This is a genomic window from Stenotrophomonas sp. ASS1 (assembly GCF_004346925.1).
GTDB lineage: Bacteria > Pseudomonadota > Gammaproteobacteria > Xanthomonadales > Xanthomonadaceae > Stenotrophomonas > Stenotrophomonas maltophilia_A.
Window position 1 is genome coordinate 23764 of record NZ_CP031167.1, and the last position, 26435, is coordinate 50198.

The window sequence follows — 26435 nt, forward strand, 5'->3', positions numbered from 1 at the left end:
AGGAAACTTCAGGCCGCGAGCTCTGCCGGCCAGCAGCCGGCACTACCGCATCTGCGTAGAACCCACGTGCACGGTATCGACACGGGTGGTTTACACCGCCCATCCGAAGCTGGATGCCCTGCCCCGCCAAAGGTACGCCCATGGCCCGCCCGATCTGGACCGGCACGCTGTCGTTTGGCCTGCTCAACGTGCCGGTGTCGCTGATGTCCGGCGAACGCAAGGTCGACCTGCAGTTCCGCATGCTCGACTCCCGCGACCGCAAGCCGATCCGTTTCGAACGGGTCAACGCCGACACCGGCGAGGAGGTGCCCTGGAAGGACATCGTCAAAGCCTATGAGTACGACAAGGGCAGTTATGTCGTGCTGGAGGAAGGTGATATCCGTTCGGCGGCGCCGGAAAGCCACGAAGCGGTGGAGGTGGAATCGTTCGTGGATGCGGCGCAGATCGACCCACGCTACTACGAGAAACCGTATCTGCTGGTGCCTGGCAAGAAGGCCGAAAAGGGCTATGTGCTGTTGCGCGAAACGCTGCGCAGTACCGGCAAGGTGGGCATCGCGCGGGTGGTGGTGCGCACGCGCGAATACCTGTGCGCGGTGATGCCGCATGAGGACGCGCTGGTGTTGATGATCCTGCGCTATCCGCAGGAGCTGGTGGATCCCGAGGACTACAAGCTGCCCACCGGAAAACTGTCCGACTATCGCATCACCAGCAAGGAAACGGCGATGGCCGAACAGCTGATCGAGTCGATGGCCGGCGACTGGGATCCGTCGCAGTACCACGATGAATTCCGCGAGCGCCTGCAGCAGGTGTTGAACAAGCGCATCAAATCCAAGGGCGGCACCACCCGGGTGGACGATGAGCCGGCACCGCGCGAGGACGCCAGTACCAATGTGGTCGACTTCATGGCGCTGCTGCAGAAGAGCCTGGATGCGAACAAGCGAACGCCAGCGAAGAAGGCCGCAACGCGCAAAGCAGCCGCCAAGTCGCCAGTGAAGAAGGCCGCCAAAAAGGCCGTAAAGAAGACCACGCGGCGCAAGGCAGGTTGAACCATGTCGCTGCACCAGTACCGGCGCAAGCGCAGACTGGGTGGTGGCGCCGGGCAGACGCCGGAGCCTGACGACACGCCCGCACGCGGCGATCCGAAGCGGCGGCCGACCTTCGTCATCCAGCTGCATCACGCAAGCTCGCGTCACTATGACTTCCGCCTGGAAATGGACGGCGTACTGAAGAGCTGGGCCGTGCCCAAGGGGCCTTCGCTGCGCGTCGGTGAGAAGCGGCTGGCCGTGGAGGTGGAAGATCACCCGTTGTCCTACGCCGGTTTCGAAGGAGACATTCCTGAAGGCCACTATGGCGCTGGCCACGTGGATGTCTTCGATCACGGCACCTGGGCCTGTGAAGGTGATCCACTGCAGGCGCTGGCGGCTGGAAAGATCGACTTCGTGCTGCACGGGCAACGCCTGGCCGGTGGCTGGAAGCTGGTGCGTACGGCAATGAAAGGGCGTCAGGTGCAGTGGCTGCTGATCAAGCGCGACGACGGCGAAGCGCGCGACGCGGAGGCGGATGACCTGCTGACGGCACCCACGCCGAAACGAGCATCTGCGGCGAAGAAGCGTTCCACAGCGAAGGCGGCGCGTGCTGCACCCGTCGCACGCACGACCACGCGCAAGGCCGATGCGCGTTGGCATGCACGCGCGCTGCAACTGCACGGCGCACGTGATACGCCCTATCCCCTTGGGTTCAAACCGCAGTTGACCGATCATCGCGACAGTGCCCCCGACGGCGAGCGCTGGCTGCACGAGATCAAGTGGGACGGCTATCGTCTGCTGGCCGATCTGCACAATGGCGAGGTGAAACTCCGCTCGCGCAACGGCCTGGACTGGACGGCCGATTTTCCCGAGGTCGCGCAGGCCGTGCTGGCGCTGCCGGTGCGCGATGCGCGCCTGGATGGCGAGCTGGTGGTTCTGGACAAGGAAGGACGCAGCGATTTCGCAGCACTGCAGCGCGTGATCGATGGAAGCTCGAAGCAACCATTGCGTTACATCGTGTTCGATCTTCCGGATGTGGCCGGCGTGGACATCAGTCGTGCGCCGTTGCTGGAACGCAAGGCGCTGCTGAAGGATCTCATCGGGCCGGCGCCCGGCACACTGGCCTTCAGCGAACACGTGGTCGACCATGGGCCGCAGGTGTTCGATGCCAGCGGCGAGGCGGGCTTCGAAGGCATCGTGAGCAAGCAGGTGGATGCGCCGTACGTAAACACCCGCGCGCGCAGCTGGGTGAAGGTGAAGCACGAAGACACCGACGAGTTCGTGATCGTCGGCTATACGGCACCCAAGGGTTCCCGGGTGGGATTCGGCTCGCTGCTTCTGGCCGCGCCGGACAAGGCCGGGCTGCGCTATGTGGGCCGCGTGGGTACCGGCTTCGACGACGAGCGCCTGCGCGCGCTGCTCAAGGCACTGCAGCCTTTGGCAGTGAAGACGTCGGTGCTGCAGCTGCCGGCGCATGTGCCGTTCCGCGCCGCCAGCGTAAGCTGGGTGAAACCGGTGACGGTCGCGGAGGTGGCGTTCCGTGGCTGGGGCAAGGAAGGCCTGCTGCGCCAGGCCAGTTTCAAGCGGTTGCGCAGCGACAAGCAGAAGGAGGACCTGGGAATGAGCACCGCAGATGCCGAAGCCGGAGGTGAGGTCCAGATCACCCATCCTGAGCGGGTGGTGTTTCCAAAGCAGAAACTGAGCAAGGGCGACGTGGCCGACTACTACCAGCGCATGGCGCGCTGGATCCTGCCTGAAATCACCGGGCGTCCGCTGTCACTGCTGCGCTGCCCGGACGGCGTCGGCAAGGCCTGCTTCTTCCAGAAGCACCATGGCCCCGGCCTGGGCGATGCGGTACATGCGGTGCCCCTGCAGCAGAAAAGCGGCCGCGAGGACTACGTTTACATCGACGATGCAAGAGGACTGCTGCAGCTGGTGCAGATGAACACCCTGGAACTGCATCCCTGGGGGGCGACCGTGGCTGACCCCGAGCATCCGGATCGACTGGTGTTCGATCTCGACCCTGGTGACGGCGTCAGCTGGGCACAGGTGAAAGCCGGTGCACGCGATGTGCGTGACCGCCTGCAGCAGGTGGGTCTGGAGAGCTTCGTACGCCTGTCTGGCGGCAAGGGGGTGCACGTGGTGGTGCCACTGCAGCCCAAGGCTGGCTGGGACGAAGCCAAGGCATTCTGCGAGGCGTTCGCACAGGCGATGGCGGAGCAGGCGCCGGACCGCTACGTGGCGACGATGAGCAAGGCGAAGCGCAATGGCGTCATCTTCATCGACTGGCTGCGCAACACCCGAGGCGCCACCAGCGTGTGCTCGTGGTCGCTGCGTGCACGCGATTCTGGCGGCGTGGCGGTGCCGCTGCGCTGGGAAGAACTGGCGCGGGTGAGCGCGGCCGACGCGTTTCCGATGGCCAAGGCGCTGGCGCGTGCCAAGCGGCTGAAGGGTGACCCATGGCAAGGCATCGCGCGATTGAAGCAGACGCTGCCGTCGCTGAAGCGGTAGTGCCGGCCGCTGGCCGGCACCTGTAGGATGGGCGAGGTTGCCGGCCAGCGGCCGGCACTACCTGGATGCGCTCAGCGCGGATCGCGCGACGCGCGGCGGCCGAACCACCAGCCGGCCAGCAGCTGCAACGGCAGCGATGCCAGCAGCGAAATGACGAACCAGAGCGGGAAATCCGCGCCTGCGGTCCACATCGCGTAACCGCATCCGAGTGCGATCAACGACCAGATCGAAAAACCATGCGAACGCGGCCACCACGGTGCGTAGTAGGTGGCGAAGGAAATGCCAGCGACGCCGCCGAGCACGCTGAAGGCCAGGTCCCACCCCAGCTGCACGCTGTTGTTGTCCGGCGACATGCCCAGCAACGGGGGCAGCCAGCTGGCGACGCTGCTGACCAGCGCAAGCGACAGCACGCCGCCGATCAGGGCGACGAGGGACAGGAACAGGGTCTTGAGCAGGCCGGGCATGCGCGCATTGTACGGCTGTCACAGAGTGCCCGGGTTGCCGGCCAGCGGGCGGCACTACCGAACCGACTGGGGTTTGCCGGCCAACGGCCGGCACTACCGGGGATAGGCATGGCCGCCGCGTCCGTGGGAGAGGGGGACGGAGCGACGGCGGCCATGCACAGGCGGTCAGGCGGCGAAGTCGAGCACCACGCGGCCTTCGATGGTGCCCGCGTGCATGCGCGCGAACACGTCGTTGATGTTTTCCAGGCGGTCGGTGCTGACCGTGGCCGCGACCTTGCCTTCGGCGGCGAACTGCAGCGACTCCTGCAGGTCCAGCCGGGTGCCGACGATCGAGCCACGCACGGTGATGCCGTTGAGCACCATGCCGAAGATGTCCAGCGGGAAATTGCCGGGTGGCAGGCCATTGAGCGAGACGGTGCCGCCACGGCGGACCATGCCCAGTGCCTGCTCGAACGCCTTCGGCGAAACCGCGGTGACCAGCGCACCGTGCGCGCCACCGATTTCCTTCTTCAGGAAGGCGGCGGGGTCGGTGGTGAGCGCGTTGACAGTGATCTGCGCGCCGAGCTGCCGGGCCAATGCCAGCTTGCTGTCGTCCACATCCACCGCAGCCACGTTCAGGCCCATCGCGCGGGCGTACTGCACCGCCATGTGGCCCAGGCCACCGATGCCGGAAATCGCCACCCAGTCACCGGGCTTGGTGTCGGTGACTTTCAGGCCCTTGTAGACGGTCACGCCGGCGCACAGCACCGGCGCGATCTCGACGAAGCCCACGTCCTTCGGAAGCAGGCCGACATAGTTGGCATCAGCCACTGCGTACTCGGCGAAGCCGCCGTTGACCGAGTAACCGGTGTTGCGCTGTGTCTCGCACAGCGTTTCCCAGCCACCCAGGCAGTGTTCGCAATGGCCACACGCCGAGTACAACCAGGGGATGCCGACCCTGTCGCCTTCCTTGACGTGCCCTACCCCGCCTCCCACGGCCACGATGTGCCCCACGCCCTCGTGGCCGGGGATGAACGGCGGGTTCGGTTTCACCGGCCAGTCGCCCTCGGCGGCGTGCAGGTCGGTGTGGCAGACGCCACAGGCCTCGATCTTGACCAGTACTTCGCCCGCCCCCGGGCGCGGTACCTGGACTTCCTCGATCACCAGTGGCTTGCCGAACTCACGCACCACGGCGGCCTTCATGGTCGAATTCATGTTCGGATCTCCGTAGTGCGCTTGCCCACAGAATGACGCCGGCTCGAGGCCGGCGCTTTGATCACGATCAAACCTTTGACGATTCGTGCAGCGGTTCAGCCGGCCAGTACCGAGGCCTCGCGGGCCAGACGCTCGATCGCATCCCAGTCGCGGGTCTGCAGCAGCGCCGGGGTGGTCAGCCACGAGCCGCCCACGCACAGCACGTTGGGCAGGTGCAGGAACTGCGGCGCGGTCTGCGCGCTGATGCCGCCGGTCGGGCAGAAGCGCACATCGGCGAACGGGCCGTGCCAGGCCGCCAGCAGCGCAGCGCCACCGGCCTGCACCGCCGGGAAGAACTTGAAGGTGTCGTGGCCGTGCTCCAGGCCCAGGATCAGGTCGGAGGCAGTGGCGGCACCGGGCAGGTATGGCAGGTCGGCATCACGCGCGGCGGCATACAGCGTCGGGGTGGCACCGGGGGACACCGCGAAACGCGCACCGGCCTGCTTGGCTGCCTGCATCTGCGCGGCGTTGAGCACGGTGCCGGCACCGATTACCGCATCGGGCACGGCCTCGACCATCGCCTTGATCGCATCCAGCGCCTGCGGCGTGCGCAGCGTCACTTCGATCACCGGCAGGCCACCGCGGAACAGCGCCTGGGCCACTTCGACCGCTTCATTCACATCTTCGGGGGTGTACACCGGAATCACCGGTGCCAGCTTCAACAGCGCGCGCAGGCGCGGATCAGCGCTGGACATCGTCTTGCTCCTTGCCCGACCGGGCATCGCGGATCGCCGCCGGGTCCGGCAGCGCAGCGGCGCATGATGCCACGTGGCTCACGACGGTGCTGGTGGTGCCCCGCCCTGCCCCCGGCTCAGGCCGGGTCGGCCTGCAATGCCTGGATGCGGCGTTGGTACCAGTCACCACCGAGCGGATCGAACACCGCAGAGCGCTCCATCTGCGCCTCGTACACGTGTACCGAGATCGCCAGCGCTTCGTTGCTGGCGTTGCGCAGGGTGTGGTACTCGTGCGGCGGAATCAGGCTGCCGGCACTGCCGCAGCCCCCGCGCAGCACGGCGTGGCGGCGGAAGCGGCAGCGCTCACCGTTGCGCTCCAGCAGTTCATAGCGGGTGATCTCCAGCTCGCCTGACCACACTCCCTCCACACACCACATGGCATCGTGGTCGTGCAGCGGCGTGCCCTGCCCTGGGCCCCAGCTCATGGCAATCACGCTGTAGCCGTGTTCGCGGCTGTGGTACAGCGGGCGTCGCGCGTAATGATCACTGACCGGACGGTGTACGCACTCGGGCAATTCGATGCGGCTGTCCGCGATGGCTTCCTGCAGCGCCAGCTGCAGGTCGGCAGTGATGCGCTCGGCATCACCGGAGGTCATCGCCGCGTCGACCGCAGCGATCAACCTGTCGCGGCCACGGAACACCGGAAACGGAGAAGTCTGCAGGTCCATGCCCCGACTGTAGCGGAGCCTGGTTAAGGGAATGTTGGCGTTCGCGCGCGTCGCGCCCGCATTCAAGGTGAACACGCGCGGAAGAACGGTTCAGATGGACATCAAGTAGAGCGATCACAATGGAACCTCGCGCAGCAGAAGCGGTCGAACACGACGCGATCCATCTTCGCTGCGACATTCCGCAACTTCGCGCCCCACGGGCGCAAGGCTAGAATTCTCCGACTTACCTGGTTCTATACATGTCAGTGCGAATTATTAGCGATGCCGCGTTGCCGGCATCCAAGGGCAAGGCTGCCACGATCAACGACATCGCACGACTGTCGGGAGTTTCCAAGAAAACGGTTTCAAGAATCATCAACAACTCGCCGCTGGTGCGCAAAGACACCCGCGACAAGGTCGAGGCGTTGATGCGCGAGGTCGGTTACGTGCCCGACCCCCTGGCGCGCGGCCTCGCGTTCCGCCGCTCCTTCCTGATCGGCCTGGTGTATGACGACCCGGGCGCCCAATGCATCGTCGACCTGCAGCACGGCGCGTTGGAAGCGCTGCGCGGCACCGGCTATGAACTGGTCGTGCATCCCTGCGACAGCCTGGCTCCGGACTGTGCGTACGGCGTGCGGCGCTTCGTGCAGCAGCAGAAGCTGCATGGCGTGATCCTGGGCCCGCGTGCCTCCGAGTCAGCTGCGTTGACGGAGATGCTCGACGGCATTGAATGCCGCTACGTCCGCATCAACGCGCATGTGTCGGATGACGAGGCACAGGCCGTGGTCACCCATGATCGCGACGGTGCAGCCGCGGCAGCGGGCTACCTGCTCTCGCTCGGCCACCGCGATATCGCGGTGATTGCCGGTCCGGGTGACCGCCGTACCGCACGCGAGCGCACTCATGGCTTCCTCGACCGGCTGGCGCAGGTGGGCCTGACCCTGCCGGGTGAACGCGTGCTGGAAGCGGGCGATACGTTCGAGTCGGGCGTGCATGCCGCCGAACGGCTGCTGATGGGCGGACAGCGGCCCAGTGCGATCTTTGCCGGCAACGACGAAATGGCTGCCGGCGTGTACCAGGTGGCGTTGCGTGCGGGCATCGCGGTGCCGCAGCAGTTGTCGATCGTCAGCTACGACGACAGCCCGCTGGCGTCGCGGCTGTGGCCGCCGCTGACCTCGGTGCGCCGCCATGTGTCCGACATCGGGCGCATGGCGGCGGCGATGCTGGTGCAGGCCGACGTGCCGGATGCGCCGACCGCAACCAGCGTGCACCCGCAGCTGATGGTGCGCGGTTCCTGCCGGGCCGTGGACGCCTGATCGCCCTGCCCTCGCCTGCACTGCCGTGACGGTGCAGGCAGGCAGCAACGAAAACGGCGCATCCAGGTGCGCCGTTTTCAGTACGAAGCGGTGTGTGCCGTTCGCCTACACGTCGCCGCCGTCGGCCCAGCCTTCGCCGGTGCCCTTCTGGAACACGCGGTCATCGCCCTGCACATCGCCCGCCGGCAGATGCGCCTGATCAGACAGCGCCGCGTAGATCGGGGTGAAGTCCGGCGAGGTCGCCTGCATCAGCTGTTCGAAACTGTCGATGACGAAGTAGGTCTTCTGGAAGGTGTCGATGCGGTACTTGGTACGCATGATCCGCTGCAGGTCGAAGCCGATGCGGTTGGGCGCAGCCGACTCCAGCGAGTACAGCGATTCGCCCTTCGACGACACGATGCCGGCGCCGTAGATGCGCAGGCCGTCGGGCGTATCGATCAGGCCGAACTCCACCGTGTACCAGTACAGGCGGGTCAGGTTCTGCAGTGCATCCGGGCCGATCGCGTGGGCTTTGACGCCGCCACGGCCGTACGCCTCCATGTAGTCGGCGAACACCGGGTTCATCAGCAGCGGCACATGGCCGAACAGATCGTGGAACAGGTCCGGTTCGGCGATGTAATCGATCTGGTCCGGGCGACGGATCCACCAGGTCACCGGGAAACGGCGGTTGGCCAGGTGGTCGAAGAAATCCAGTTCCGGCAGCAGGCCTTCCACGCCGACCAGGGTCCAGCCGGTGGCCGCGCCCAGTACTTCGTTGAGCTGGGCGAAGCGCGGAATCATGTGCGCGTTCATGCCCATCTCGTCCTGTGCATCCAGGAATTCCTGGCAGGCGCGGCCGACCAGCAGTTCGCGCTGGCGCTGGTACAGCGTGCTCCAGGTGGCGTGGTCGTCGGCGCTGTAGGTGTCCCACGGCTGCTCGACGAGCGCGGTGGTATACACCGGCACGTAGCCCTTGTCGGTCTGCTGGTGTTCGACGCGGCGGGGCTGGGCGAGGTCCATGGGGCACTCCTTGACGGGATACCCACGATGCTAGGGCAGGGCGCGCGCAACAGGGTTGCAAAAGTTGCGCCGATTGGCCTTGTTGGCGCAATATCCTTGCGTACTCACCATGTTGCGGGGCAACAATGGCCGGAGAAGTCCAGTTCGATCGCACGGATATACGTCTGCTGGCTGAAATCCAGCGGGATGGGCGCGCCACCAACGCCGAGCTGGCGACACGGGTGAACCTCTCGCCCTCGGCCTGCCTGCGTCGCCTGCAGCGGTTGGAAAGCGAGGGCGTGATCGTCGGCTATGGCGCGCGGCTGGAACCGCGCCAGCTGCGCCTGGGCCTTCAGGCCTTCGTGCGCGTGCAGCTGGAAAAGCACGACCAGGCCGCCATCGGCCACTTCGTGGACAGCGTGCAGGGCTGGGATGAAGTGGTGGCCTGCCATGCACTGACCGGCGACATGGACTACCTGCTGCACGTCTACGTGCGCGACCTGGAGCACTTCTCGCACTTCCTGCTGGACCGGCTGCTCAATGCCGGCGGCGTGGCCGATGCCAATTCCAGCTTCGTGCTGCGCACGGTGAAGGGCTTCCAGGCATTGCCGCTTTCGCAGCTGGAATAAACGCGCCGCCGCGATTTGACGGCGCCGGGCGGGTAGCCGAGCATCTCCGCCCTGCGCGCGTCGCAGCGTTCCTTTCCGGTTCCACGCATGCCCGAACTCCAGCACCCGGTGCTTACCGCCACGTTCCTGCCGCTGCAGCGCAAGTCGCTGGCGCGCTACGTTGCCCATGGCACGCCACCGCAGACCGCAGTGGAGCAGGCCGGGCTGATGGCCGCGCAGCTATGCCGGACGCGCCTGCATCCGGCGGCCGAGATCGAGCGCCTGCTGCACGATGCCTGCGCGTTGTTTGCCGGCAACGAAGGCGCGGCTGCACAGCTGGCCGGGCCCGGTGGCGGTGGCCAACCGGAACTGGATGCCTGGCTGAGCGCATTGGCCGGCCACGGCGTGCTGCTGGCACCGGCGGAGATCCTGCAGGACGTCATCGCGCAGTCGCCACGGGAGTACCCGGGTCTGGCCCTGCAGCAGGCCTGTCAGGAAACCCTGGTCGAACATGAGATCCGCTTTCCCGCCACCTTTTCCAGTGACGATGACGAGGCCACGCAGGATGAGGTTGTCGCCGAGGATGCACGGTCGGTCGAACACCATGGCCTGTACACCTCCGAGCAGGCCCGCGTGCTGCGCGCCATCGCCGCCAACCCCGATGAGCTGATCGACCTCGATGGCTATGCCGGCACCGGCAAGGGCCACCTGGTGCTGGCGCTGATGGAGGCGCGGCCGGGCCGCTACACCTACGTGGCGCCCTCGCGTGGGCAGGTGGAAGCCTTCCGCGCCCGCGTGCCGACCAGCACTGCGGTGCGCCTGCTGACCCAGATCGAGTTCGCCAACCGCGTGGCCCAGCACGCCGCGCGCAGCGGCCAGACCGGTGGCTTCGTTGCCAGCTACCGGCGCAGCACCCGTACGCCGCGCGAGATTGCCGGCCGCATCGGCCTGCAGGGCATCGGTGGGCGCAGCCCGGAGCAGGTGCTGCTGACCGCGTTCGAGGCCATCAACCGCTGGTGCGCGTCGTCGGCCCCGGGCTTGGCGTTCCAGCATTTCGACCGTTCGGTGCCCGCTGCGATGCTCGATGTGTCGCCGTACATGGCGGCCGCCGAGCACGTCTGGCGCTGCATGTTCGACGCCGAGCTGCAGCGGGGCACGCTGCTGAGCCTCAGCCCGGCGCACATCGGCAAGTGGCTGGCGCTGCGCGGCGTCACCCCGCCGCAGGACATGGGCATGCTGCTGGTGGACGAGGCGCATGACCTGAGCCCGTCGTGGAAGCAGTTGCTGGCCGGCCATGCGCCTGGCGTGGTCAGCCTGGGTGACCCGCACCAGTGCCTGACCGGTACGTTGCCGCGCTGGGCCGCGTCGAAGGTGCTGGAAATGCACCAGTCGGTGCGCCAGGGCAACCAGGTCGAGGGCCTGGTCAACCAGACCCTGGCACTGGATGGACTGGGCCAGGAAAGTGGGCCGTTCGTCGGTGCCACCGACCGCGCCACCGGTGTGCTGCATTACCGCGACTGGGCGCAGGTGCCGAGCGAGGGCCTGCGCATCCATGGCAGCGTCGCCGATCTGGCCCTGGACGCGGCACAGCTGCACGCACTCGGGCTGCGGCCCTACCTGCATCCGGCATCGCTGCGTGCGCTGCGCGGCGTGCTGCAACGGCCACTGGATGCGTGGCGCCGGCGCCGCGACAGCGCATCGGACCAGGAATGGGAGCGCTTCCTGGCCACGCAGGCCGACGAAGGGCAGGGCGCGCTGGTCGAACTGTTTGCGTCTGCCGATCGGGTGCAGTCACTGCTGCAAGCGCTCGATGACCAGGACACGGCCGCTGAAGGGCGGGTGGCGCTGTGCCTGGCCGAACACGCGAAGAACCTGCAGTTCGACGTGGTCTCGCTGTCGCCCGGTTGCTTCAGTGCGGGGCAGGGCGGGCGCATCTGGCACAACCCGGTGCGCGCGGTCTATCTGGCGCTGACCCGTGCGCGACGCCAGCTGCACGTACCGGCCGATGGCATGGAACAGCTGCAGCACACGGCGACACTGCAGGAGCAGGCCCGCCAGATGCGCAGGCGCGAGCGGCAGCAGGCCAGCGGTTACCGGCCCGCGCGCTAGCACACGCGTCGCTGTCTGGCAGCGACACGCTGGCTCAGGTCAGCACTTGTCCTTGCGGCCCATCAGCTTGCCCAGGCGCGAGGCTTCCTCGCACTTCGGCGCGGCCACCGGTGCCGGTGCGGCTGCGGCGGCACGTGCGCGCTGCAGCTGCTGGATCTTCGCGCGGATCTGCGGCATGGCTGCCATCGCGGCCTTCTCGCCTTCCAGGATGGCGGTGCCACGCTGGCTGAAGTCGGCGGCGCCGATGTCCAGCACCTTCGGGCGGATGACGATGTCGGCGCGCGCCAGTTCCTGCTCGCCCAGGCGCTGGCCCATGATCGAGATGGACTGGTTGACGATGCCCAGCATGTCGGTCGGCGCCTTGCCGCTGGCCTTGCTGGAGATGTCCACGGCGATCACGAAGTCGGCGCCGAGCTGGCGCGCGGCATCCACCGGCACCGGGCTGACCACGCCGCCATCGATGTAGTTGCGACCGCCGATCTTCACCGGTTCGAACACGCCGGGAATGCTGCTGGACGCGCGCACCGCCTGGCCGACGTTGCCGCGCACGAAGATCGAGCGCTCGCCGGTCTCGAGCTGGGTGGCGACGGCGGCGAACGGCTTCTTCAGGCGCTCGGCAGGACGGTTGGCAACCTGCTCGTTGACGTAGTCCTGCAGCTTCTGGCCCTGCACCAGGCCGCCGGAGAACAGGCGCACGTCGCGGATGCTGGCTTCGTCCAGCGCGACCGCCTTGCTCTGCATCTGGAACGCGTCCATGCCGCTGGCGTACAGCGCACCGACCACGCTGCCGGCGCTGGTGCCGGACACCACGGCCGGTTCGAAGCCGTTGGCCTCCAGCATCTTGATCACGCCGATGTGCGCGAAGCCCTTGGCTGCGCCGCCACCGAGGGCGATGCCGATCTTCACCGGCTTGGCCTGCGGCACCACGGTGGGTGCCGGCGGCGGCGTGGGACGGACCGGATCGCCACCGCAGCCGGCCAGCAGGCCGATCAGGGCGACGGACAGCAGCATGCGGGGGCGGAACAGGCTCATCGGCAGTGCGCTCGCGGCGCCGGATTCAGGAAAGGGCGCCAGCATACCGAAGCCGTGGCGGGGCGGGCAGGGTAGGAAACATCGCCCATTCATAAAGGTAGTGCCGGCCCCTGGCCGGCAATCATTGGGAACCTGGCAACGGTTCATGAGGCTGCCGGCCAGCGGCCGGCACTCCCGGGACGCTCGTCAAGGTCCATGAGGCTGCCGGCCAGCGGCCGGCACTACCGGGATGCGCGCCAAGGTCCATGAGGCTGCCGGCCAGCGGCCGGCACGACCGGGGGCGGTCAGAACCGGTTGTCGCCGTCCAGCATCCGGCCCAGGCCGCCCAGCACCGAGCCTTCGCCGCGGTTCTGGCCACCGCCCTGCGGCGCGGCCATCCACATGCGGCCGGCCAGACGCGAGAACGGCAGCGACTGCAGCCAGACCTTGCCCGGACCGGTCAGCGTGGCCAGGAACACGCCTTCGCCGCCGAACAGCATGCTCTTGATGCCGGCCACCCGGCGCACGTCCATGTCTACGGTCGGGTGGTAGGCCACCACGCAGCCGGTATCCACATCCAGCCGCTCGCCCGCGGCCAGCTCGCGCTCCACCACGCAACCGCCGGCATGGATGAACACCCAGCCGTCGCCTTCCAGCTTCTGCATGATGAAACCTTCGCCGCCGAACAGGCCGGTCATGATCTTGCGCTGGAACTGCACGCCGATCTGCACGCCGCGCGCGCCGGCCAGGAAGCTGTCCTTCTGGCAGATCAGGCGGCCGCCATGCTGGTCCAGCTTCATTGCCAGCACGGTACCGGGGTAGGGCGCGGCGAAGGCGACCTTGCCCTTGCCGTGGCCGCTCTGGGTGTAGACGGTGGCGAACAGGCTCTCGCCGGTCAGCACGCGCTTGCCGGCGGCCATCACCTTGCCCATGAAGCCGCCGCCCTGGTCGCCGTTGGCGGCGCCGAACACCGTGTCCATCTGCACGGTGGCATCCTTGAACATCAATGCGCCGGCCTCGGCAATGGCGCTCTCGCCGGGGTCGAGCTCGATCTCCACGAACTGCATTTCATGGCCGACGATGCGGAATTCGATGTCGTCGGCGCGGCCGCTGGCCGCGGCGGGGACCGGCGGCGGGGTGTTCGGCATGCCCGGGGCCGCGGACTGCAGTTCGGGCACCTCGGCAATCGAGGTCCACCCGCTCATGCCCTGGCACCAGGCCAGGGCGCGCGGGTTGGCCTGCGCATAACGGCGCGCGGCCTCGTCATCAAGCGGGCCGATACGCTCGGCCTGGGCGGAGGCATGGAAGTACCACTGGGTCATCGCGGCGGCTCTGCAGGGCTGGAAAACCCCGAGTCTAGCGAGGGCGTGGGGGCCGGGGCGACGCGGCCATGAACGGCAGGCATTTGCGGGGCAGGTGCTGTATTGCAACAATTATCTGGTAGCGCCGTTTTACCACCCCTCCAAACACAGCCTACCGCCATGTCTCCGACCCGCACTTCCCGTGGCCGCCTTCCGGTCGCGCGCCCCCTCGTTGCCGCTCTTTCCGCCCTGTTGCCGCTGGTAGCAGCCGCCCAGGAAACTCCCGCTGCCAAGGATCCGGTTGCCCTTGATGCCCTGCAGGTGACCGCGCAGCGCCGCGTCGAGAACGCCAAGGACGTGCCGGTCGCGATCAGCGCGATCCAGGGCGAGAAGCTCGATGTGCTGGGTTCGGCGGGCGATGACATCCGCTTCCTGGCCGCGCGCGTGCCCAGCCTCAACATCGAGTCGTCCTACGGCCGTGCCTTCCCGCGCTTCTACATCCGTGGCCTGGGCAACACCGACTTCGACCTCAATGCGTCGCAGCCGGTGTCGCTGGTGTACGACGACGTGGTGCAGGAAAGCCCGCTGCTGAAGGGCTTCCCGCTGTTCGACCTGGCCAATGTGGAAGTGCTGCGCGGTCCGCAGGGCACGCTGTTCGGCCGCAACACCCCGGCCGGCGTGGTCAAGTTCGACTCGGCACGTCCGTCGCAGGATGCCGATGGTTACATCCGCGTCGGCTACGGCAGCTACAACAGCTGGAATGTGCAGGGCGCCTACGGCGGTCCGCTGACCGACCGCTGGTCGGCACGTGTCTCGGCCATCTACCAGCGCCGCGACGACTGGGTCGACAACACCCGCGCCGGTGCGCCCAACAGCGGTTTCGAAGGTTATGACGAAGCCGCCGGCCGCGTGCAGTTCCTGTACGAAGGCGACGACTTCGAAGCGCTGTTCAACCTGCACAAGCGCAAGCTCAACGGCACCGCCCGCCTGTTCCGTGCCAACATCATCCAGAAGGGTGGCAACGGCCTGGTCGAGAACTTCGATCGCGACAAGGTGGCCAACGATGGCGTCAACTTCTCCGACCTGGAAACCTGGGGCGGCAGCGCGCGCCTGCAGTGGAACCTCGGCTCGGTGACCCTGCACTCGATCACCGGTTATGAAACCGCCGAATCGCTCAATCGTGGTGACATCGACGGTGGCTACGGCGACGCATCGCTGGGCGCTGGCAACTATGGGCCGGGCTTCATCCCGTTCTCGTCGGAGTCGGCCGACGGCCTGCCGCACCATCGCCAGTGGACGCAGGAGTTCCGCGTCGAATCCAACGAATGGGGCCGCTTCGACTGGCAGGCCGGCGTCTTCTATTTCGACGAAGACGTGACCATCAACAACTTCAACTACAACTCGTTGAAGCCGGGCAACCCGCAGACCGGCCATGTGGTGCAGAACCAGCGCAACAAGGCATGGGCGGTGTTCGCCTCGGGTGACTTCGATGTCACCGACCGCTTCAAGCTGCGCGCCGGCGTGCGCTACACCCAGGACAAGAAGGACTTCAACGCCAGCGTGCTGCAGGCCGTCCTTCCGTTCGGCACCCCGGTCAGTGGCCCGTACCTGGCCAACACCGACGTCAACGACGTCAGCTGGGATGTCAGCGGCGTGTACAAGCTGACCGACAACGTGAATGCCTACGCCCGCGTGGCCAAGGGCTTCCGTGCGCCGTCGATCCAGGGCCGCCTGGCCTTCGCGCCGGGCCTGTCGCAGGCCGATTCGGAGAAGGTGATCTCGTACGAAGCCGGCATCAAGGCCGACCTGTTCGAGCGCCGTGCGCGCCTGGGCCTGAGCGTGTTCCGCTACAACGTTGACGGCCAGCAGTTGATCGCGGTGGGCGGCACCAACAACACCGCCACCCTGCTCAACGCTGACAAGACCATCGGCCAGGGCGTGGAGCTGGACCTGGAAGCCTATCTGGCCGACAACGTGCTGCTGACCTTCGGCAGCAGCTACAACGACACCGAGATCAAGGACAAGGATCTGGCGGTAGCGATCTGCGGCGGTGGCTGCACCATCAACGACCCGACCACCGTCATCAACGGTGGCACCTATGCGCTGGTGAATGGCAACCCGCTGCCGCAGGCGCCGAAGTGGATCCACAACGCGACCCTGCGCGTGGGCTTCCCGCTCAGCGATGGCAGCGAGCTGTATGCCTACACCGACTGGGCCTACCGCAGCGCGGTGAACTTCTTCATCTACGAGTCGCCGGAATTCCGCGGCCGTAGTTCGCTGGAAGGCGGCCTGCGCCTGGGCTACAACTGGGATTACGGCCAGTACGACGTGGCCGTGTTCGGCCGCAACCTGACCAACCAGACCCGCGTGGTCGGCGCGATCGACTTCAACAACCTGACCGGCTTCCTCAACGAGCCGCGTACCTGGGGCGTGGAGTTCACCGCGAAGTTCTGATGCGGTTGCTGCGTTGATGGAATGAAGAAGGGCCGGCGCAATGCCGGCCCTTCTGCTTTACACCCATCGGTAGTGCCGGCCGCTGGCCGGCAACAATTGAACCGCCAGGCGCTTACAGCGCGCTCTGCGGGCGCACCTTCAGCACCGCTTCCTCGGCCGCGCAGTCGCGGCTGGAGTGCAGGCCGGCCTTGCGCGCGGCAGCGATCTCCTTGCGTGCGGCCAGCAGGTCCTTGTTGAACGCGGCGTTGTCATGCAGGCGGGCCACGGCGGCGGCGCCCATGAAGCGGCCTTCCAGGATGTCGCTCTGCCAGTGCACGTTGCACACCAGGCGGCTCTCGCCGTAGTTGCGGCCGCGGGCCTGGATGGCATCGGCGCGATCCGGTGCGATCTCCGACAGGATCAGGGCCCAGGCCCAGCCGATCGAGGTGTGGCCGGACGGGTACGAGCCGTTCTTGCGCAGGCCTTCTTCGTCCTTCGGCGAGCAGGTCGGTTCACCATTGACCATGAACGGGCGCGGGCGCTGGTAGTGGTTCTTGGCGGCCTTGGTGGCGGCGCTGGCGTCGATCCGGCTGCGCTCCAGCAGGCGGTACAGCGCCGGGGTCTTCACCGCATCGACGTCGATGTCGGCGGCGCAGGAGAAGTGGTTGGCGCCTTCGGGGAAGCCGAGTTCCGCATCGACACCGGCCTGGGCGAAGCGCGGGCTGCCACGCAGCGCGCGGGCTTCACGGCTGACCTGTTCGTCGAGGGCGAGGGCGGCCGAACCGGCCACCGGCGGTGCTGGCACCAGGTCGAGGCTGGCCGGTACCGCGCTCTTGTCCAGATAGCCCACCGCCTTGGTGGTGATGTTGGCTTCGACGGCGGTCGGCTTGGCGGCGGTGGCGGCACAACCGGCCAGGGCCGCGATGACGGCAAGGCCGAGCAGCGGGCGGGCAGGGTGGGAAATCAGCGACATGGACAGGCTCCGGAGGAAAAACATCGCGCCATGATCGCAGCCCGTATACGACACCGCAGTGGCCATCGGTCATACGGCCAGATCCGGCATGGTCATCCCGGCGATATGAAAAGCGTCATCGAGTGACGTCAGTCTCCTGAATCCGGGCGCAGCGCACGGACTTTCACGCGGCCGCGCCGCGAGCATCGGCACAACGGCAAGCACCAGGGGCCGTCCAGTTCCAGCCGGGTCGGGGGGATCCGTTGACAGAGGGAGAGAAGCGATGCGTAGCACCGCAACAGGAAGTACCGTCCTGGCCCTGCTCCTCGGGCTGGCAGCCGCGCCGGCACAGGCGGCCGACGTGGTCGGCGTGGCCTTCGTGCATGGCACCGGCGCACAGACCAACGCCACCCAGGACTACTGGCAGCCGGCGATCATCGACACCGTGCGCCAAGGCCTGCCGAACAGCAGCAACTACGTCGTCATCAACTGTGACTTCACCCAGTACATGTGGAAGCCGGAAGCGGCCGGCTGCCTGGCCAATCAGCTGACCGGCTTCATCGACAGCCGTGGCATCACCCAGCTGGTGGTGATCACCCACTCCAACGGCGGCAACGTGATGCGCTGGATCCTGTCCAACCCGACCTATGACAGCCGCTATCCGAAGATCATCCGCACGGTGCGCAAGGTCAACGCGCTGGCACCGTCTTCGGCCGGTACGCCGTTGGCCGATGCGGTGCTCAACGGCAACACCTTTGAAACCTCGCTGGGCTGGCTGCTGGGCTACAAGAACGACGCCGTGCGCCAGCAGCAGGTGGCGAGCATGGCCACCTACAACGCGCAGAACCTCTACGGCACCGCTGGCCGCCCGGCGCTGCCCAAACCGTTCCGTGCGGTGGTGGGCAGCGATGTGGAATCGGCGGTATGGGACAGCAACAGCTACTGTGGTGGCTATGCCGCCAACGTCGGCCTGGAGTTCACCCAGAACTGGCTGTCGTCCTGCTCCGATGGCTTCCTGGAGTGCAGCAGCCAGAAGGCCGCCGGCACCACCTGGTTCACCGACAAGGCGCGTACCCAGGGTGCAGAACCGCTCAGCCACAACCAGAGCCGCCGCGAGTGCTTCGGCCTCGGCACCCTGCTGCGCAACGACCTGACCCAGTGAGGGAGACGACCATGACGACTCAATCCACCCTGCTGGCCGGCGCCACCCTGGTAGTGCTGTCCCTTTCCGCAGCGCAGGCCGCGCAGCCGCTGCAGGCCGCCCGTGCGGGCGATCAGGTGCCTGCCGCCCTGGTAGCCGCGCCGCTTCCCGCCGATGAGAGCGAACACGCGCCACTGGCCTTTGCCTGGGCGCTGGACCCCGCACAACCGCTGCAGGCGGCTACGCCGTATGCCTCGGTCAGCCGCAGCTACTGGCAGCAGGTTGATGGCACGCAGCTGCAACGCGGCCTGGACCTGCCACTGACGGCGCCGGATGCGGTGATCCAGCTGAGCCCGGCCGCAGGTGCCCGCGCGCTGCCGGCCAACACTTTGCAGGTGCGCGACCCGGCCGGCCGCAGCAGCGTGGCGCGCAGTGTCGATGCGCGCGCGCTGCAGGATGCCGGCATGCCGGTGAGCGATGGCAGCAGCATGCTGCGTACCGGCGCGACCAGTGCGGTCGGTGCGTACACGCTGCAGAGCGCGCAGGCCCAGGGTCGCTACGTGGTGCAGGTGCTGGAGCCGAACAGCCCGCTGCGCCTTGAGGTGCAGGCCAACCAGGCGCAGGTGCTGGCCGGCGGCAACGTGCAGCTGCAGGCACGCCTGCTGGAAGACGGCACCACCACCGCGCAGCTGGCATCGCGTCGTGGTGGGCTGGGCGGTGAAGCCCTGCTGGTCGCACCGGATGGCCGCAGCTGGCCGCAGCGGTTGCTGCGCACCACCGATGGCAGCCTGCGCGCGCAGGTGCGGATCCCGGCCGATGTCGGCAGCGTGCAGGGGCTGTGGGAATTGCAGGTGTTCGCCCAGGCCGACGGTGTGCTGCGCGATGGCAAGGTCGCCTTTGCGGTGGCACGGCCGACTGCCCGCTTCAGTGGACAGGCGGCACCGGATCCGGCCAGCCGCCAGGTGGCGCTGCCGCTGCAGGTGGCAGCGGCCGGACGCTATGAGGCGCGGGGCACGCTGTATGCCACCGCCCGCGATGGCCAGTTGAAGCCGGTCGCACAGGCACATGCGGCGGCGTGGTTCGATGGCCCGGGCGCAGGCCAGCTGGTGCTGCCGTTCGACCAGGCCGCATTGCCAGCCGGCTTCGGCGCACCGTACGAGCTGCGCGACCTGCAGCTGCAGGACCAGAGCCGGATGGCACCGATCGAGTCGCGCGCACTGGCGTTGCGGTTCTGAGCAAAGCGGTGGCGGGCCGGAACATCCGGCCCGCTGCCCCGCCTTCTGTAGAGCCGAGCCATGCTCGGCTGCTTCTGCTCGCGGCGAACGGCAGTCGAGCATGGCTCGACTCTACAGACGGTTACGGAGAGCGATGCATCTGTCTATCCCGCGTACGCGGTCAGCCGGCCTTCCTGCTCGACCACCGTGATCGCGCCGCCGAACACTGCCGACAACGGTTCGTTGCGCAGCAGTTCGGCACGTGTGCCGTCGGCCAGTACGCGGCCGTCGCGCAGCAGCACCACCCGTTCGATCTCGGGAATGATCTCTTCGATGTGGTGGGTCACCAGCACCAGGGTGATGCCCTGCTGCGCCAGCACCCGCATGGTCGCCACCAGCTGCTCGCGGGCGACCAGATCCAAGCCGGTGGAGGGCTCATCCAGCAGCAGTGCCTGCGGCCGGTTGACCAGCGCGCGGGCGATCAGCACGCGGCGGGTCTCGCCGGCGGACAGCTCGGCGTAGGCGCGCTCACGCAGCGACAGCGCGCCGGTCATCGCCAGTGTCTCGCCGACGCGTGCACGCATGTCGGCGGTCACCTCGCGAAAGGCCGGCACCACGTAGCTGGCGAAGAAGCCGGACAGCACCGCCTGTTCCACGGTCAGCCCCGGCATGTCGGCCAGGTTGCTGCTGAGGTCGCCGGTGACGATGCCCAGCTGCGAGCGCAGGCGATCCACCTGCCAGCGGTTCTGGCCCAGCACCTTCACCGCCACCGCGCCGTCGCCCTGGGCCAGCGGGTACAGCTCGCGGGTGATCAGCTTGATGAAGGTGGACTTGCCGCAGCCGTTGGGGCCGAGCAGTGCGGTGTGCTGGCCCTGCGCGATGCGCAGGCTGAGCCCGTGCAGCACCTTCACCTGGCCGCGTACCACGGTGGCGCGGTCCAGTTCGATCAAGGGGGGCTGCTCCGCCAGGGGCGGGGCGGCGGTCATGGCGCTGGCGCGTGGATCAAGGCTCGACAACTCAGGTCCCCAACTGTGAACGGTGCCTCGGATGGCGATGCAGAGCATCGCCGCAGGGATGCAGTTTGCAACGCAAGCGCCCATGATGTCTGCCATCCCCGCGTCGACCCGGAGAGCCGTCATGCCAGATGCCCTGATGTCCCTGTTGACCGGTGGTGTGCTCGGCCTGGGCTGGTGGGCCATGCTGGCGGTGCTGCTGGTCTTCACCCAGATCACCATCTTCTCGGTGACCCTGTACCTGCACCGCAGCCAGGCCCATCGTGGGGTCGATTTCCACCCGGCGCTGGCCCATGTGTTCCGCTTCTGGCTGTGGCTGACCACCTCGATGATCACCCGCGAGTGGGTGGCCATCCACCGCAAGCACCACGCCAAGGTGGAGACCGAGGACGACCCGCACAGCCCGGTCACCCGTGGCATCGGCAAGGTGTTCTGGCACGGCGTGGAGCTGTACCGCGAAGCGCGTGGCATGCGCGCGGACATCGAGCAGTACGGGCGCGGCACCCCGGATGATGCGATCGAGCGCCGCCTGTATACCCCGCATGCCACGTTGGGGCCGGTGCTGCTGTTCGCGATCAATACCGTGTTGTTTGGCCTGCCGGGCGTGGCCCTGTGGGCGATCCAGATGGCATGGATCCCGTTCTGGGCCGCGGGCGTGGTCAACGGCCTGGGGCACTGGTGGGGCTACCGCAACTACGAGTCCGCCGACACCTCCACCAATCTCACGCCGTGGGGGTTCTGGATCGGTGGCGAGGAGCTGCACAACAACCATCATGCCTTCCCCAGTTCGGCGCGCTTCGCGATGCGGCGCTGGGAGTTCGATATCGGCTGGAGTGCGATCCGCCTGCTGCAGGCGCTGCGCCTGGCCAAGGTGCTGCGGGTGGCGCCGGCCATGGACGTGCGCCCGAACATCGCGGTGCCCGATGCCGAAACCCTGAAGGCGCTGCTGTCGCACCGCTTCCAGGCGATGACCGATTACCAGCGCAATGTGTTCATGCCGGCCCTGCGCGAGGAAGCCGTGCAGGCCGGGGCCAAGCTGCGCCGCCTGCTGCCGCGCCGGCTGCGCCGTGGCCTGGTCAACGATGGCCGCTGGCTGAAGCCGGACAGTCGTGCCCAGCTCAGCGAATGGGTGGCGCAGCGCCCGCGCATCCGCACCCTGGTCGAGTACCGCGCGCGGCTGGCGGCGCTGCTCGAGGCCCGCGGCCACGATGCCGCCGAGCGCCTGCATCAGTTGCAGGCGTGGTGCCGTGAGGCCGAGGAAAGCGGGATCGCCGCGCTGCAGGCCTATGCCGCACGGTTGAAGGGCTACAGCCTGGTGGGCGCGTGAGGGCTGGGTACGGGGTTCTGCTGGCGGTGCTGCTGCCGGGCGTGGCGCTGGCCCAGGTCACCGACACCACCAGCTACCTGCAGCGGATGGACAGCGATGGCGACGGCAGGGTCAGCGAGGCCGAGTACGTGCAGTGGATGCTGTATGCCTTCGATCGCATGGACCGCAATGGCGATGGCGTGCTGAGCGCAGACGAGCTGCCCGGCGGCAAGGGCAGGGCGATCAGCCGCGAGCAGCAGCGGCAGGTGATCGTGCAGCGTTTCCACAAGCAGGATGCCAACGGTGATGGCGTCCTGGATGCCCGTGAACTGGCGGCACCGCCACGCTGAGCGGGCGTAGAATCGGTTCATGCCTGAACTGCCCGAAGTCGAAACCACCCGCCGCGGCCTGGCGCCGCACCTGCAGGGCCGCCGCGTGCACGGCGTGATCCTGCGCCGCGCCGACCTGCGCTGGCCGATTCCACCGGAGGTGGCCGAGCTGCTGCCGGGGCAGCGCATCGAGGACATCCGTCGGCGCGCCAAGTACCTGCTGCTGGACACCGCCATCGGCAGCGCGGTGCTGCACCTGGGCATGTCCGGCAGCCTGCGTGTGCTGCCCGGTGATACGCCGGTACGCGCCCACGACCACGTCGACATCAGCCTGGACAACGGCCGCCTGCTGCGCTTCAACGACCCGCGCCGCTTCGGCAGCCTGCTCTGGCAGCCCGCCGGTGAGGTCCATCCGCTGCTGCAGGGGCTGGGCCCGGAGCCGCTGGACGACGCGTTCGACGGCGACTACCTGTTCGCCCGCAGCCGTGGCCGCAGCGCGCCGGTGAAGACCTTCCTGATGGACCAGGCGGTGGTGGTGGGCGTGGGCAACATCTACGCCGCCGAGAGCCTGTTCAAGGCCGGCATCAGCCCGCTGCGCGAGGCCGGCAAGATCTCGCGCGGGCGCTATCAGCGGCTGGCCGACGCGGTGAAGGAAATCCTCGGCTACGCCATCACCCGTGGCGGCACCACGCTGCGCGATTTCATCAGCCCTGACGGCGCACCGGGCTATTTCGAACAGGAACTGCTGGTGTACGGCCGCGACGGGCTGCCCTGCCCGAACTGTGGTCGCGCGCTGAAGCACGCCACCATCGGCCAGCGCGCCAGCGTCTGGTGCAGCCATTGCCAGCGCTGAACCGGGCGGCCAGCGGCAGCTGAACGGGCAGGGTACGTCTCCGCTGCCCGTTAACGTTTGTCTGCCTATGATGGCCGACCTTCCCTCTGTGCCTGACGCGCCTGCATGCAACGACGCGACTTCATCCGCAATGCCTCCCTCGCCCTGGCTGCATTCGGCCTGCCGTCCCTGCCCGCGTGCGCGGCCAGCAAGAGCGGCCAGATGGGCCTGCGCCGCCTCGGCCAGCCGCAGCCGTTCGACTTCGCCACCCTGAAGGGCCAGGCGCGCGCGCTGGCACAGGCACCCTACAAGAGCCACAAGCGGGTGCTGCCGGGCCGCCTGGAAGGCCTGGACTGGGACCAGTACCAGTCGATCGGCTACCGCCAGGACCATGCGCTGTGGGCTGACCAGCCGGGCAAGTTCCAGGCCAAGTTCTTCCACCTGGGCCTGTACTTCCACTCGCCGGTGCGCATGTTCGACGTGGTCGACGGCAAGGCGCAGGAGCTGGCCTATGACGGCGCGGCGTTCAACTACGGCAAGAGCGGCATCAAGGACGGCGAGCTGCCGGCCGATCTGGGCTTCGCCGGCTTCCGCCTGAACACCCGCAAGGACACCGACCGCGACTTCGCGGCCTTCCTCGGCGCCAGCTACTTCCGCGCGGTCGGCAAGGAAGGCCAGTACGGCCAGTCCGCGCGCGGCCTGGCGATCGACACCGGCATGGGCAAGCCGGAGGAATTCCCGGACTTCATCGCCTACTACCTGGAGCAGCCGTCGGCCGATTCGGAGACGATCGTGGTCTACGGCCTGCTGGATTCGCCCAGCGTGGCCGGTGCCTACCGCTTCGCCATCACCAATGGTGATGTGCTGCTGATGGACATCGACAGCGCGCTGTACCCGCGCAAGGCGATCGAGCGGCTGGGCATCGCCCCGTGCACCAGCATGTACCAGGTGGGCGAGAACGACCGCCGCATGGCATGGGACTGGCGCCCGGAGATCCACGACACCGATGGCCTGTCGCTGTGGACCGGTGCCGGCGAATGGATCTGGCGACCGCTGCTGAATCCGCGCAACCTGCGCTTCAACATGTTCGTCGACCGCAACCCGCGTGGTTTCGGCCTGCTGCAGCGCGACCGCAACTTCGACCACTACCAGGACGACGGCGTGTTCTACGAGAAGCGCCCCTGCCTGTGGGTGGAGCCGAAGGGCGAATGGGGCGAGGGCTCGGTGCAGCTGGTGGAGATTCCCACCGTGGACGAGACCTTCGACAACATCGTGGCGTTCTGGAACCCGAAGGAAAAGCCGCAGCCGGGCCAGGAGCTGCTGGTCGGCTACCGCCTGTACTGGGGCGCCGAGCCGCCGGCACGGCCGCCGCTGGCGCACTGCGTGGCCAGCCGCACCGGCCTGGGTGGCGTGGTCGGCAAGAAGCGCGAGTATTTCAGCTGGCGCTTCGCGGTGGACTTCGAAGGCGGCGAACTGGCCAGGCTGATCGACAAGGGCGAGGTCGAGGCCGTGGTGGAAGCCAGCCGTGGCCGGGTCGAGATCGTGTCGGCGCGCCCGCTGCGCGAGATCAACGGCTACCGCGCGATGTTCGACCTGGTGCCGCCGGAAGGCAGCACCGAGCAGATCGACATCCGTCTGTTCCTGCGCAGTGGCGGCAAGACCCTCACCGAGACCTGGCTGTACCAGTACACCCCGCCGCCGGCAGGTGCGCCGGAGCGCACGCTGTACTGAATGGATGCGGCCCGGTGCCGGCTACATGCCGGCACCGTTGTTTCAAGGCTTGCTGTCGGTGGCGTGCGACTGGGTTGGCACACCCACTTCCACCGTGCCCCGGCGGATCTTCATCCAGGTTTCGTCCTGCCAGCGTTCGTACTGCTTCGGGTCCCAGTACTTCGGGTCGTAGAGGCGATCGGCCTTGATGGTGCGGGAGATTCCGCCGTCCATGTACACGATGTCGACGTTGTTGGACATCGAGCCGACGCGGCTGCCGGTCATCTCGCGGCGCCCCTTTCTGAGCACTTCGGCCATGCGTGGGCGCGCGACTTCGTCACCATACTCGGCGCGCAGCGCGCTTGCCTGCGCGCGCGCCGCATCATGCTGCTCCAGCGGCAGCGTGGCCCAGTACTCGTTGCGCAGCTCGACGAACAACGGATAGCCACGTTCGGCCGCCACCTCCATCCAGGCATAGGCCATGACCGGATTGCGCGGCTGCTCTACCCCGTACCAGTACATCTCGCCGAGGTAGCCCTGGGCAGGCTTGTCCGCATACCGCGCGGCCAGCCGGAAGTTGTCCATCGCGCCGTTGACATCGTTGCGACGCAGCGCGTTGACGCCCCATTGCCGGTACATCATGTCCGGGTGGCTGTCCATGAAACCGGCGCCGATCACCGCCGCATCGTCTTCACCTGACGGGCGCTCGGCCGCGGTGGCCAGCAGGGGCAGCAACAGCAGCGGCAGCAGCAGGAGGGCAGAGCGCATGTCGGACGTCCAGTTCGGCAGCAGGGGAGCCGCAGCCTAGGCGCGACAGCGCGTGCTTGTAAACCGCTGGAGGTCATGGCGCACCGGCGCGCCTGCTACAGCGGCAGCGGCGCCTGCGCCGGATCGATCCGCCCTTCACCGCGGGTGATCTTCTTGAACTCGGCGCGGCTGACCGACACGTAGCGGTCGTTGCCGCCGATCTCCACCTGCGGGCCGTCCTGCACCGCGTGGCCATGCTCGTCCACACGCACCGTCATCGTCGCCTTCTTGCCGCTGTGGCAGATGGTCTTGATCTCCTGCATCTCATCGGCCCAGGCCAGCAGGTACTGGCTGCCTTCGAACAGCTCGCCGCGGAAGTCGGTGCGCAGGCCGTAGCACAGCACCGGAATGCGCAGCTGGTCGACCACTTCGCTGAGCTGCCAGACCTGGGCGCGGGTCAGGAACTGCGCCTCGTCCACCAGCACGCAGCCCATCGGGCCGTTGGCTGCCAGATCCTGCTCGACCCAGCGCTGCAGGTCGGTATCGCGGTCGAAGGCCATGCCGTCCGCACGCAGGCCGATCCGCGAGGCGACCACGCCGGCGCCGGCACGATCGTCCAGGCGCGGGGTCAGGATCGCCACCCGCATGCCGCGCTCGCGGTAGTTGTGGGCGCTCTGCAGCAGGGTGGTGGTCTTGCCGGCGTTCATCGCCGAATAGTAGAAGTAGAGCTTGGCCATCGACGGATTGTACGCCGCAGCCCCGCTTCGCCGAAGCCGTTCAGCAACCCCACCGGCGGCCCGCTGTGGTCGTCACCCGGCCCC

23 protein-coding genes are annotated in these 26435 nt (G+C 67.6%); 12 read left to right on the plus strand and 11 right to left on the minus strand.

Going from position 1 to position 26435, the window contains the following annotated elements; genetic code table 11:
* The first annotated feature begins 140 nt into the window (after positions 1-140).
* Both ku and ligD read left to right on the plus strand, forming a co-directional pair.
* Positions 141-1046 carry a non-homologous end joining protein Ku gene (ku, locus tag MG068_RS00110; RefSeq protein WP_100467672.1) on the plus strand — a complete coding sequence of 302 codons (906 nt, stop codon included), beginning with the start codon at positions 141-143 and terminating at the stop codon, positions 1044-1046.
* 3 nt (positions 1047-1049) lie between these two features.
* Entirely contained in the window at positions 1050-3536 is a 2487-nt protein-coding gene (gene ligD / locus MG068_RS00115; RefSeq protein ID WP_132808669.1) for a DNA ligase D, read from the plus strand.
* A 71-nt stretch (positions 3537-3607) separates the two neighbouring features.
* Here the strand turns inward: ligD and MG068_RS00120 are convergent, their stop codons facing one another.
* The 4 genes from MG068_RS00120 to MG068_RS00135 all read right to left on the minus strand — a co-directional run bounded on the left by MG068_RS00120 (position 3608) and on the right by MG068_RS00135 (position 6635).
* Positions 3608-4000, minus strand: a complete 393-nt coding sequence (locus tag MG068_RS00120; RefSeq protein ID WP_132808670.1) for a hypothetical protein — start codon at positions 3998-4000, stop codon at positions 3608-3610.
* Positions 4001-4165: 165 nt separating this feature from the next.
* Positions 4166-5194: an alcohol dehydrogenase AdhP gene (gene adhP, locus MG068_RS00125; protein ID WP_132808672.1), complete on the minus strand. Its 1029-nt coding sequence runs from the start codon at positions 5192-5194 to the stop codon at positions 4166-4168.
* A 95-nt stretch (positions 5195-5289) separates the two neighbouring features.
* Positions 5290-5928: a bifunctional 4-hydroxy-2-oxoglutarate aldolase/2-dehydro-3-deoxy-phosphogluconate aldolase gene (eda, locus tag MG068_RS00130; RefSeq protein ID WP_132808674.1), complete on the minus strand. Its 639-nt coding sequence runs from the start codon at positions 5926-5928 to the stop codon at positions 5290-5292.
* A gap of 116 nt (positions 5929-6044) precedes the next feature.
* Positions 6045-6635, minus strand: coding sequence for a cysteine dioxygenase family protein (locus MG068_RS00135; RefSeq protein ID WP_049399007.1), 591 nt, complete (start codon positions 6633-6635; stop codon positions 6045-6047).
* Between the two features lie 239 nt (positions 6636-6874).
* On the opposite strand from MG068_RS00135, the gene MG068_RS00140 reads away from it, so the two are divergent.
* Positions 6875-7930 (plus strand): LacI family DNA-binding transcriptional regulator, encoded by a 1056-nt coding sequence (locus MG068_RS00140; RefSeq protein WP_032129266.1) that lies wholly within the window; start codon positions 6875-6877, stop codon positions 7928-7930.
* A 105-nt stretch (positions 7931-8035) separates the two neighbouring features.
* Here the strand turns inward: MG068_RS00140 and phhA are convergent, their stop codons facing one another.
* On the minus strand, positions 8036-8929 hold the full coding sequence (gene phhA / locus MG068_RS00145) for a phenylalanine 4-monooxygenase (protein ID WP_132808676.1): 894 nt from the start codon (positions 8927-8929) through the stop codon (positions 8036-8038).
* Positions 8930-9054: 125 nt separating this feature from the next.
* On the opposite strand from phhA, the gene MG068_RS00150 reads away from it, so the two are divergent.
* Together MG068_RS00150 and MG068_RS00155 are read left to right on the plus strand one after the other, a co-directional pair.
* Positions 9055-9537 (plus strand): Lrp/AsnC family transcriptional regulator, encoded by a 483-nt coding sequence (locus MG068_RS00150; RefSeq protein ID WP_004153377.1) that lies wholly within the window; start codon positions 9055-9057, stop codon positions 9535-9537.
* Positions 9538-9624: 87 nt separating this feature from the next.
* Complete coding sequence (locus MG068_RS00155) at positions 9625-11625, plus strand: hypothetical protein (RefSeq protein ID WP_132808678.1); 2001 nt, start codon at positions 9625-9627, stop codon at positions 11623-11625.
* Positions 11626-11664: 39 nt separating this feature from the next.
* Here the strand turns inward: MG068_RS00155 and MG068_RS00160 are convergent, their stop codons facing one another.
* Both MG068_RS00160 and MG068_RS00165 read right to left on the minus strand, forming a co-directional pair.
* Positions 11665-12657 carry a patatin-like phospholipase family protein gene (locus MG068_RS00160; RefSeq protein ID WP_049399033.1) on the minus strand — a complete coding sequence of 331 codons (993 nt, stop codon included), beginning with the start codon at positions 12655-12657 and terminating at the stop codon, positions 11665-11667.
* 284 nt (positions 12658-12941) lie between these two features.
* Complete coding sequence (locus MG068_RS00165; protein WP_032129262.1) at positions 12942-13958, minus strand: TIGR00266 family protein; 1017 nt, start codon at positions 13956-13958, stop codon at positions 12942-12944.
* Positions 13959-14117: 159 nt separating this feature from the next.
* Here MG068_RS00165 and MG068_RS00170 point away from each other — a divergent pair, with 159 nt between their 5' ends.
* The gene (locus MG068_RS00170) at positions 14118-16391 is read left to right on the plus strand and encodes a TonB-dependent receptor (protein ID WP_132808680.1); all 2274 of its coding nucleotides are present in this window, start codon (positions 14118-14120) and stop codon (positions 16389-16391) included.
* Between the two features lie 112 nt (positions 16392-16503).
* Here MG068_RS00170 and MG068_RS00175 read toward each other — a convergent pair whose 3' ends face one another.
* Positions 16504-17343 carry an acid phosphatase gene (locus MG068_RS00175; RefSeq protein ID WP_049399001.1) on the minus strand — a complete coding sequence of 280 codons (840 nt, stop codon included), beginning with the start codon at positions 17341-17343 and terminating at the stop codon, positions 16504-16506.
* A gap of 262 nt (positions 17344-17605) precedes the next feature.
* Between MG068_RS00175 and MG068_RS00180 the strand changes: the two genes are divergently transcribed.
* Together MG068_RS00180 and MG068_RS00185 are read left to right on the plus strand one after the other, a co-directional pair.
* The gene (locus MG068_RS00180; RefSeq protein WP_049399000.1) at positions 17606-18484 is read left to right on the plus strand and encodes a hypothetical protein; all 879 of its coding nucleotides are present in this window, start codon (positions 17606-17608) and stop codon (positions 18482-18484) included.
* Between the two features lie 11 nt (positions 18485-18495).
* Entirely contained in the window at positions 18496-19698 is a 1203-nt protein-coding gene (locus tag MG068_RS00185; RefSeq protein WP_132808682.1) for a DUF4785 domain-containing protein, read from the plus strand.
* A gap of 143 nt (positions 19699-19841) precedes the next feature.
* Here MG068_RS00185 and MG068_RS00190 read toward each other — a convergent pair whose 3' ends face one another.
* On the minus strand, positions 19842-20663 hold the full coding sequence (locus MG068_RS00190) for an ABC transporter ATP-binding protein (RefSeq protein WP_032128676.1): 822 nt from the start codon (positions 20661-20663) through the stop codon (positions 19842-19844).
* Positions 20664-20814: 151 nt separating this feature from the next.
* On the opposite strand from MG068_RS00190, the gene MG068_RS00195 reads away from it, so the two are divergent.
* The 4 genes from MG068_RS00195 (at position 20815) to MG068_RS00210 (ending at position 24888) form a co-directional block, all read left to right on the plus strand.
* Positions 20815-22017 carry a DesA family fatty acid desaturase gene (locus MG068_RS00195; RefSeq protein WP_032128677.1) on the plus strand — a complete coding sequence of 401 codons (1203 nt, stop codon included), beginning with the start codon at positions 20815-20817 and terminating at the stop codon, positions 22015-22017.
* Positions 22014-22346 carry an EF-hand domain-containing protein gene (locus tag MG068_RS00200; RefSeq protein WP_032128678.1) on the plus strand — a complete coding sequence of 111 codons (333 nt, stop codon included), beginning with the start codon at positions 22014-22016 and terminating at the stop codon, positions 22344-22346. The genes MG068_RS00195 and MG068_RS00200 overlap by 4 nt, the downstream gene beginning before the upstream one ends.
* Positions 22347-22365: 19 nt before the next feature.
* Entirely contained in the window at positions 22366-23178 is an 813-nt protein-coding gene (mutM, locus tag MG068_RS00205) for a bifunctional DNA-formamidopyrimidine glycosylase/DNA-(apurinic or apyrimidinic site) lyase (RefSeq protein ID WP_132808684.1), read from the plus strand.
* Positions 23179-23283: 105 nt separating this feature from the next.
* On the plus strand, positions 23284-24888 hold the full coding sequence (locus MG068_RS00210; RefSeq protein ID WP_012509627.1) for an OpgD/OpgG family glucan biosynthesis protein: 1605 nt from the start codon (positions 23284-23286) through the stop codon (positions 24886-24888).
* A gap of 42 nt (positions 24889-24930) precedes the next feature.
* Here MG068_RS00210 and MG068_RS00215 read toward each other — a convergent pair whose 3' ends face one another.
* Positions 24931-25635 carry an SEL1-like repeat protein gene (locus MG068_RS00215; protein WP_032128680.1) on the minus strand — a complete coding sequence of 235 codons (705 nt, stop codon included), beginning with the start codon at positions 25633-25635 and terminating at the stop codon, positions 24931-24933.
* Between the two features lie 95 nt (positions 25636-25730).
* Complete coding sequence (locus MG068_RS00220; protein WP_008264720.1) at positions 25731-26351, minus strand: thymidine kinase; 621 nt, start codon at positions 26349-26351, stop codon at positions 25731-25733.
* Between the last annotated feature and the right edge of the window lie 84 nt (positions 26352-26435).

Excerpts from the sequence above, each read along its gene's own strand:
- ku (WP_100467672.1), top strand. The coding sequence starts at position 141 with ATGGCCCGCCCGATCTGGACCGGCACGCTGTCGTTTGGCCTGCTCAAC.
- ligD (WP_132808669.1), top strand. The coding sequence starts at position 1,050 with ATGTCGCTGCACCAGTACCGGCGCAAGCGCAGACTGGGTGGTGGCGCC.
- MG068_RS00120 (WP_132808670.1), bottom strand. The coding sequence starts at position 4,000 with ATGCCCGGCCTGCTCAAGACCCTGTTCCTGTCCCTCGTCGCCCTGATC.
- adhP (WP_132808672.1), bottom strand. The coding sequence starts at position 5,194 with ATGAATTCGACCATGAAGGCCGCCGTGGTGCGTGAGTTCGGCAAGCCA.
- eda (WP_132808674.1), bottom strand. The coding sequence starts at position 5,928 with ATGTCCAGCGCTGATCCGCGCCTGCGCGCGCTGTTGAAGCTGGCACCG.
- MG068_RS00135 (WP_049399007.1), bottom strand. The coding sequence starts at position 6,635 with ATGGACCTGCAGACTTCTCCGTTTCCGGTGTTCCGTGGCCGCGACAGG.
- MG068_RS00140 (WP_032129266.1), top strand. The coding sequence starts at position 6,875 with ATGTCAGTGCGAATTATTAGCGATGCCGCGTTGCCGGCATCCAAGGGC.
- phhA (WP_132808676.1), bottom strand. The coding sequence starts at position 8,929 with ATGGACCTCGCCCAGCCCCGCCGCGTCGAACACCAGCAGACCGACAAG.
- MG068_RS00150 (WP_004153377.1), top strand. The coding sequence starts at position 9,055 with ATGGCCGGAGAAGTCCAGTTCGATCGCACGGATATACGTCTGCTGGCT.
- MG068_RS00155 (WP_132808678.1), top strand. The coding sequence starts at position 9,625 with ATGCCCGAACTCCAGCACCCGGTGCTTACCGCCACGTTCCTGCCGCTG.
- MG068_RS00160 (WP_049399033.1), bottom strand. The coding sequence starts at position 12,657 with ATGAGCCTGTTCCGCCCCCGCATGCTGCTGTCCGTCGCCCTGATCGGC.
- MG068_RS00165 (WP_032129262.1), bottom strand. The coding sequence starts at position 13,958 with ATGACCCAGTGGTACTTCCATGCCTCCGCCCAGGCCGAGCGTATCGGC.
- MG068_RS00170 (WP_132808680.1), top strand. The coding sequence starts at position 14,118 with ATGTCTCCGACCCGCACTTCCCGTGGCCGCCTTCCGGTCGCGCGCCCC.
- MG068_RS00175 (WP_049399001.1), bottom strand. The coding sequence starts at position 17,343 with ATGTCGCTGATTTCCCACCCTGCCCGCCCGCTGCTCGGCCTTGCCGTC.
- MG068_RS00180 (WP_049399000.1), top strand. The coding sequence starts at position 17,606 with ATGCGTAGCACCGCAACAGGAAGTACCGTCCTGGCCCTGCTCCTCGGG.
- MG068_RS00185 (WP_132808682.1), top strand. The coding sequence starts at position 18,496 with ATGACGACTCAATCCACCCTGCTGGCCGGCGCCACCCTGGTAGTGCTG.
- MG068_RS00190 (WP_032128676.1), bottom strand. The coding sequence starts at position 20,663 with ATGACCGCCGCCCCGCCCCTGGCGGAGCAGCCCCCCTTGATCGAACTG.
- MG068_RS00195 (WP_032128677.1), top strand. The coding sequence starts at position 20,815 with ATGCCAGATGCCCTGATGTCCCTGTTGACCGGTGGTGTGCTCGGCCTG.
- mutM (WP_132808684.1), top strand. The coding sequence starts at position 22,366 with ATGCCTGAACTGCCCGAAGTCGAAACCACCCGCCGCGGCCTGGCGCCG.
- MG068_RS00210 (WP_012509627.1), top strand. The coding sequence starts at position 23,284 with ATGCAACGACGCGACTTCATCCGCAATGCCTCCCTCGCCCTGGCTGCA.
- MG068_RS00215 (WP_032128680.1), bottom strand. The coding sequence starts at position 25,635 with ATGCGCTCTGCCCTCCTGCTGCTGCCGCTGCTGTTGCTGCCCCTGCTG.
- MG068_RS00220 (WP_008264720.1), bottom strand. The coding sequence starts at position 26,351 with ATGGCCAAGCTCTACTTCTACTATTCGGCGATGAACGCCGGCAAGACC.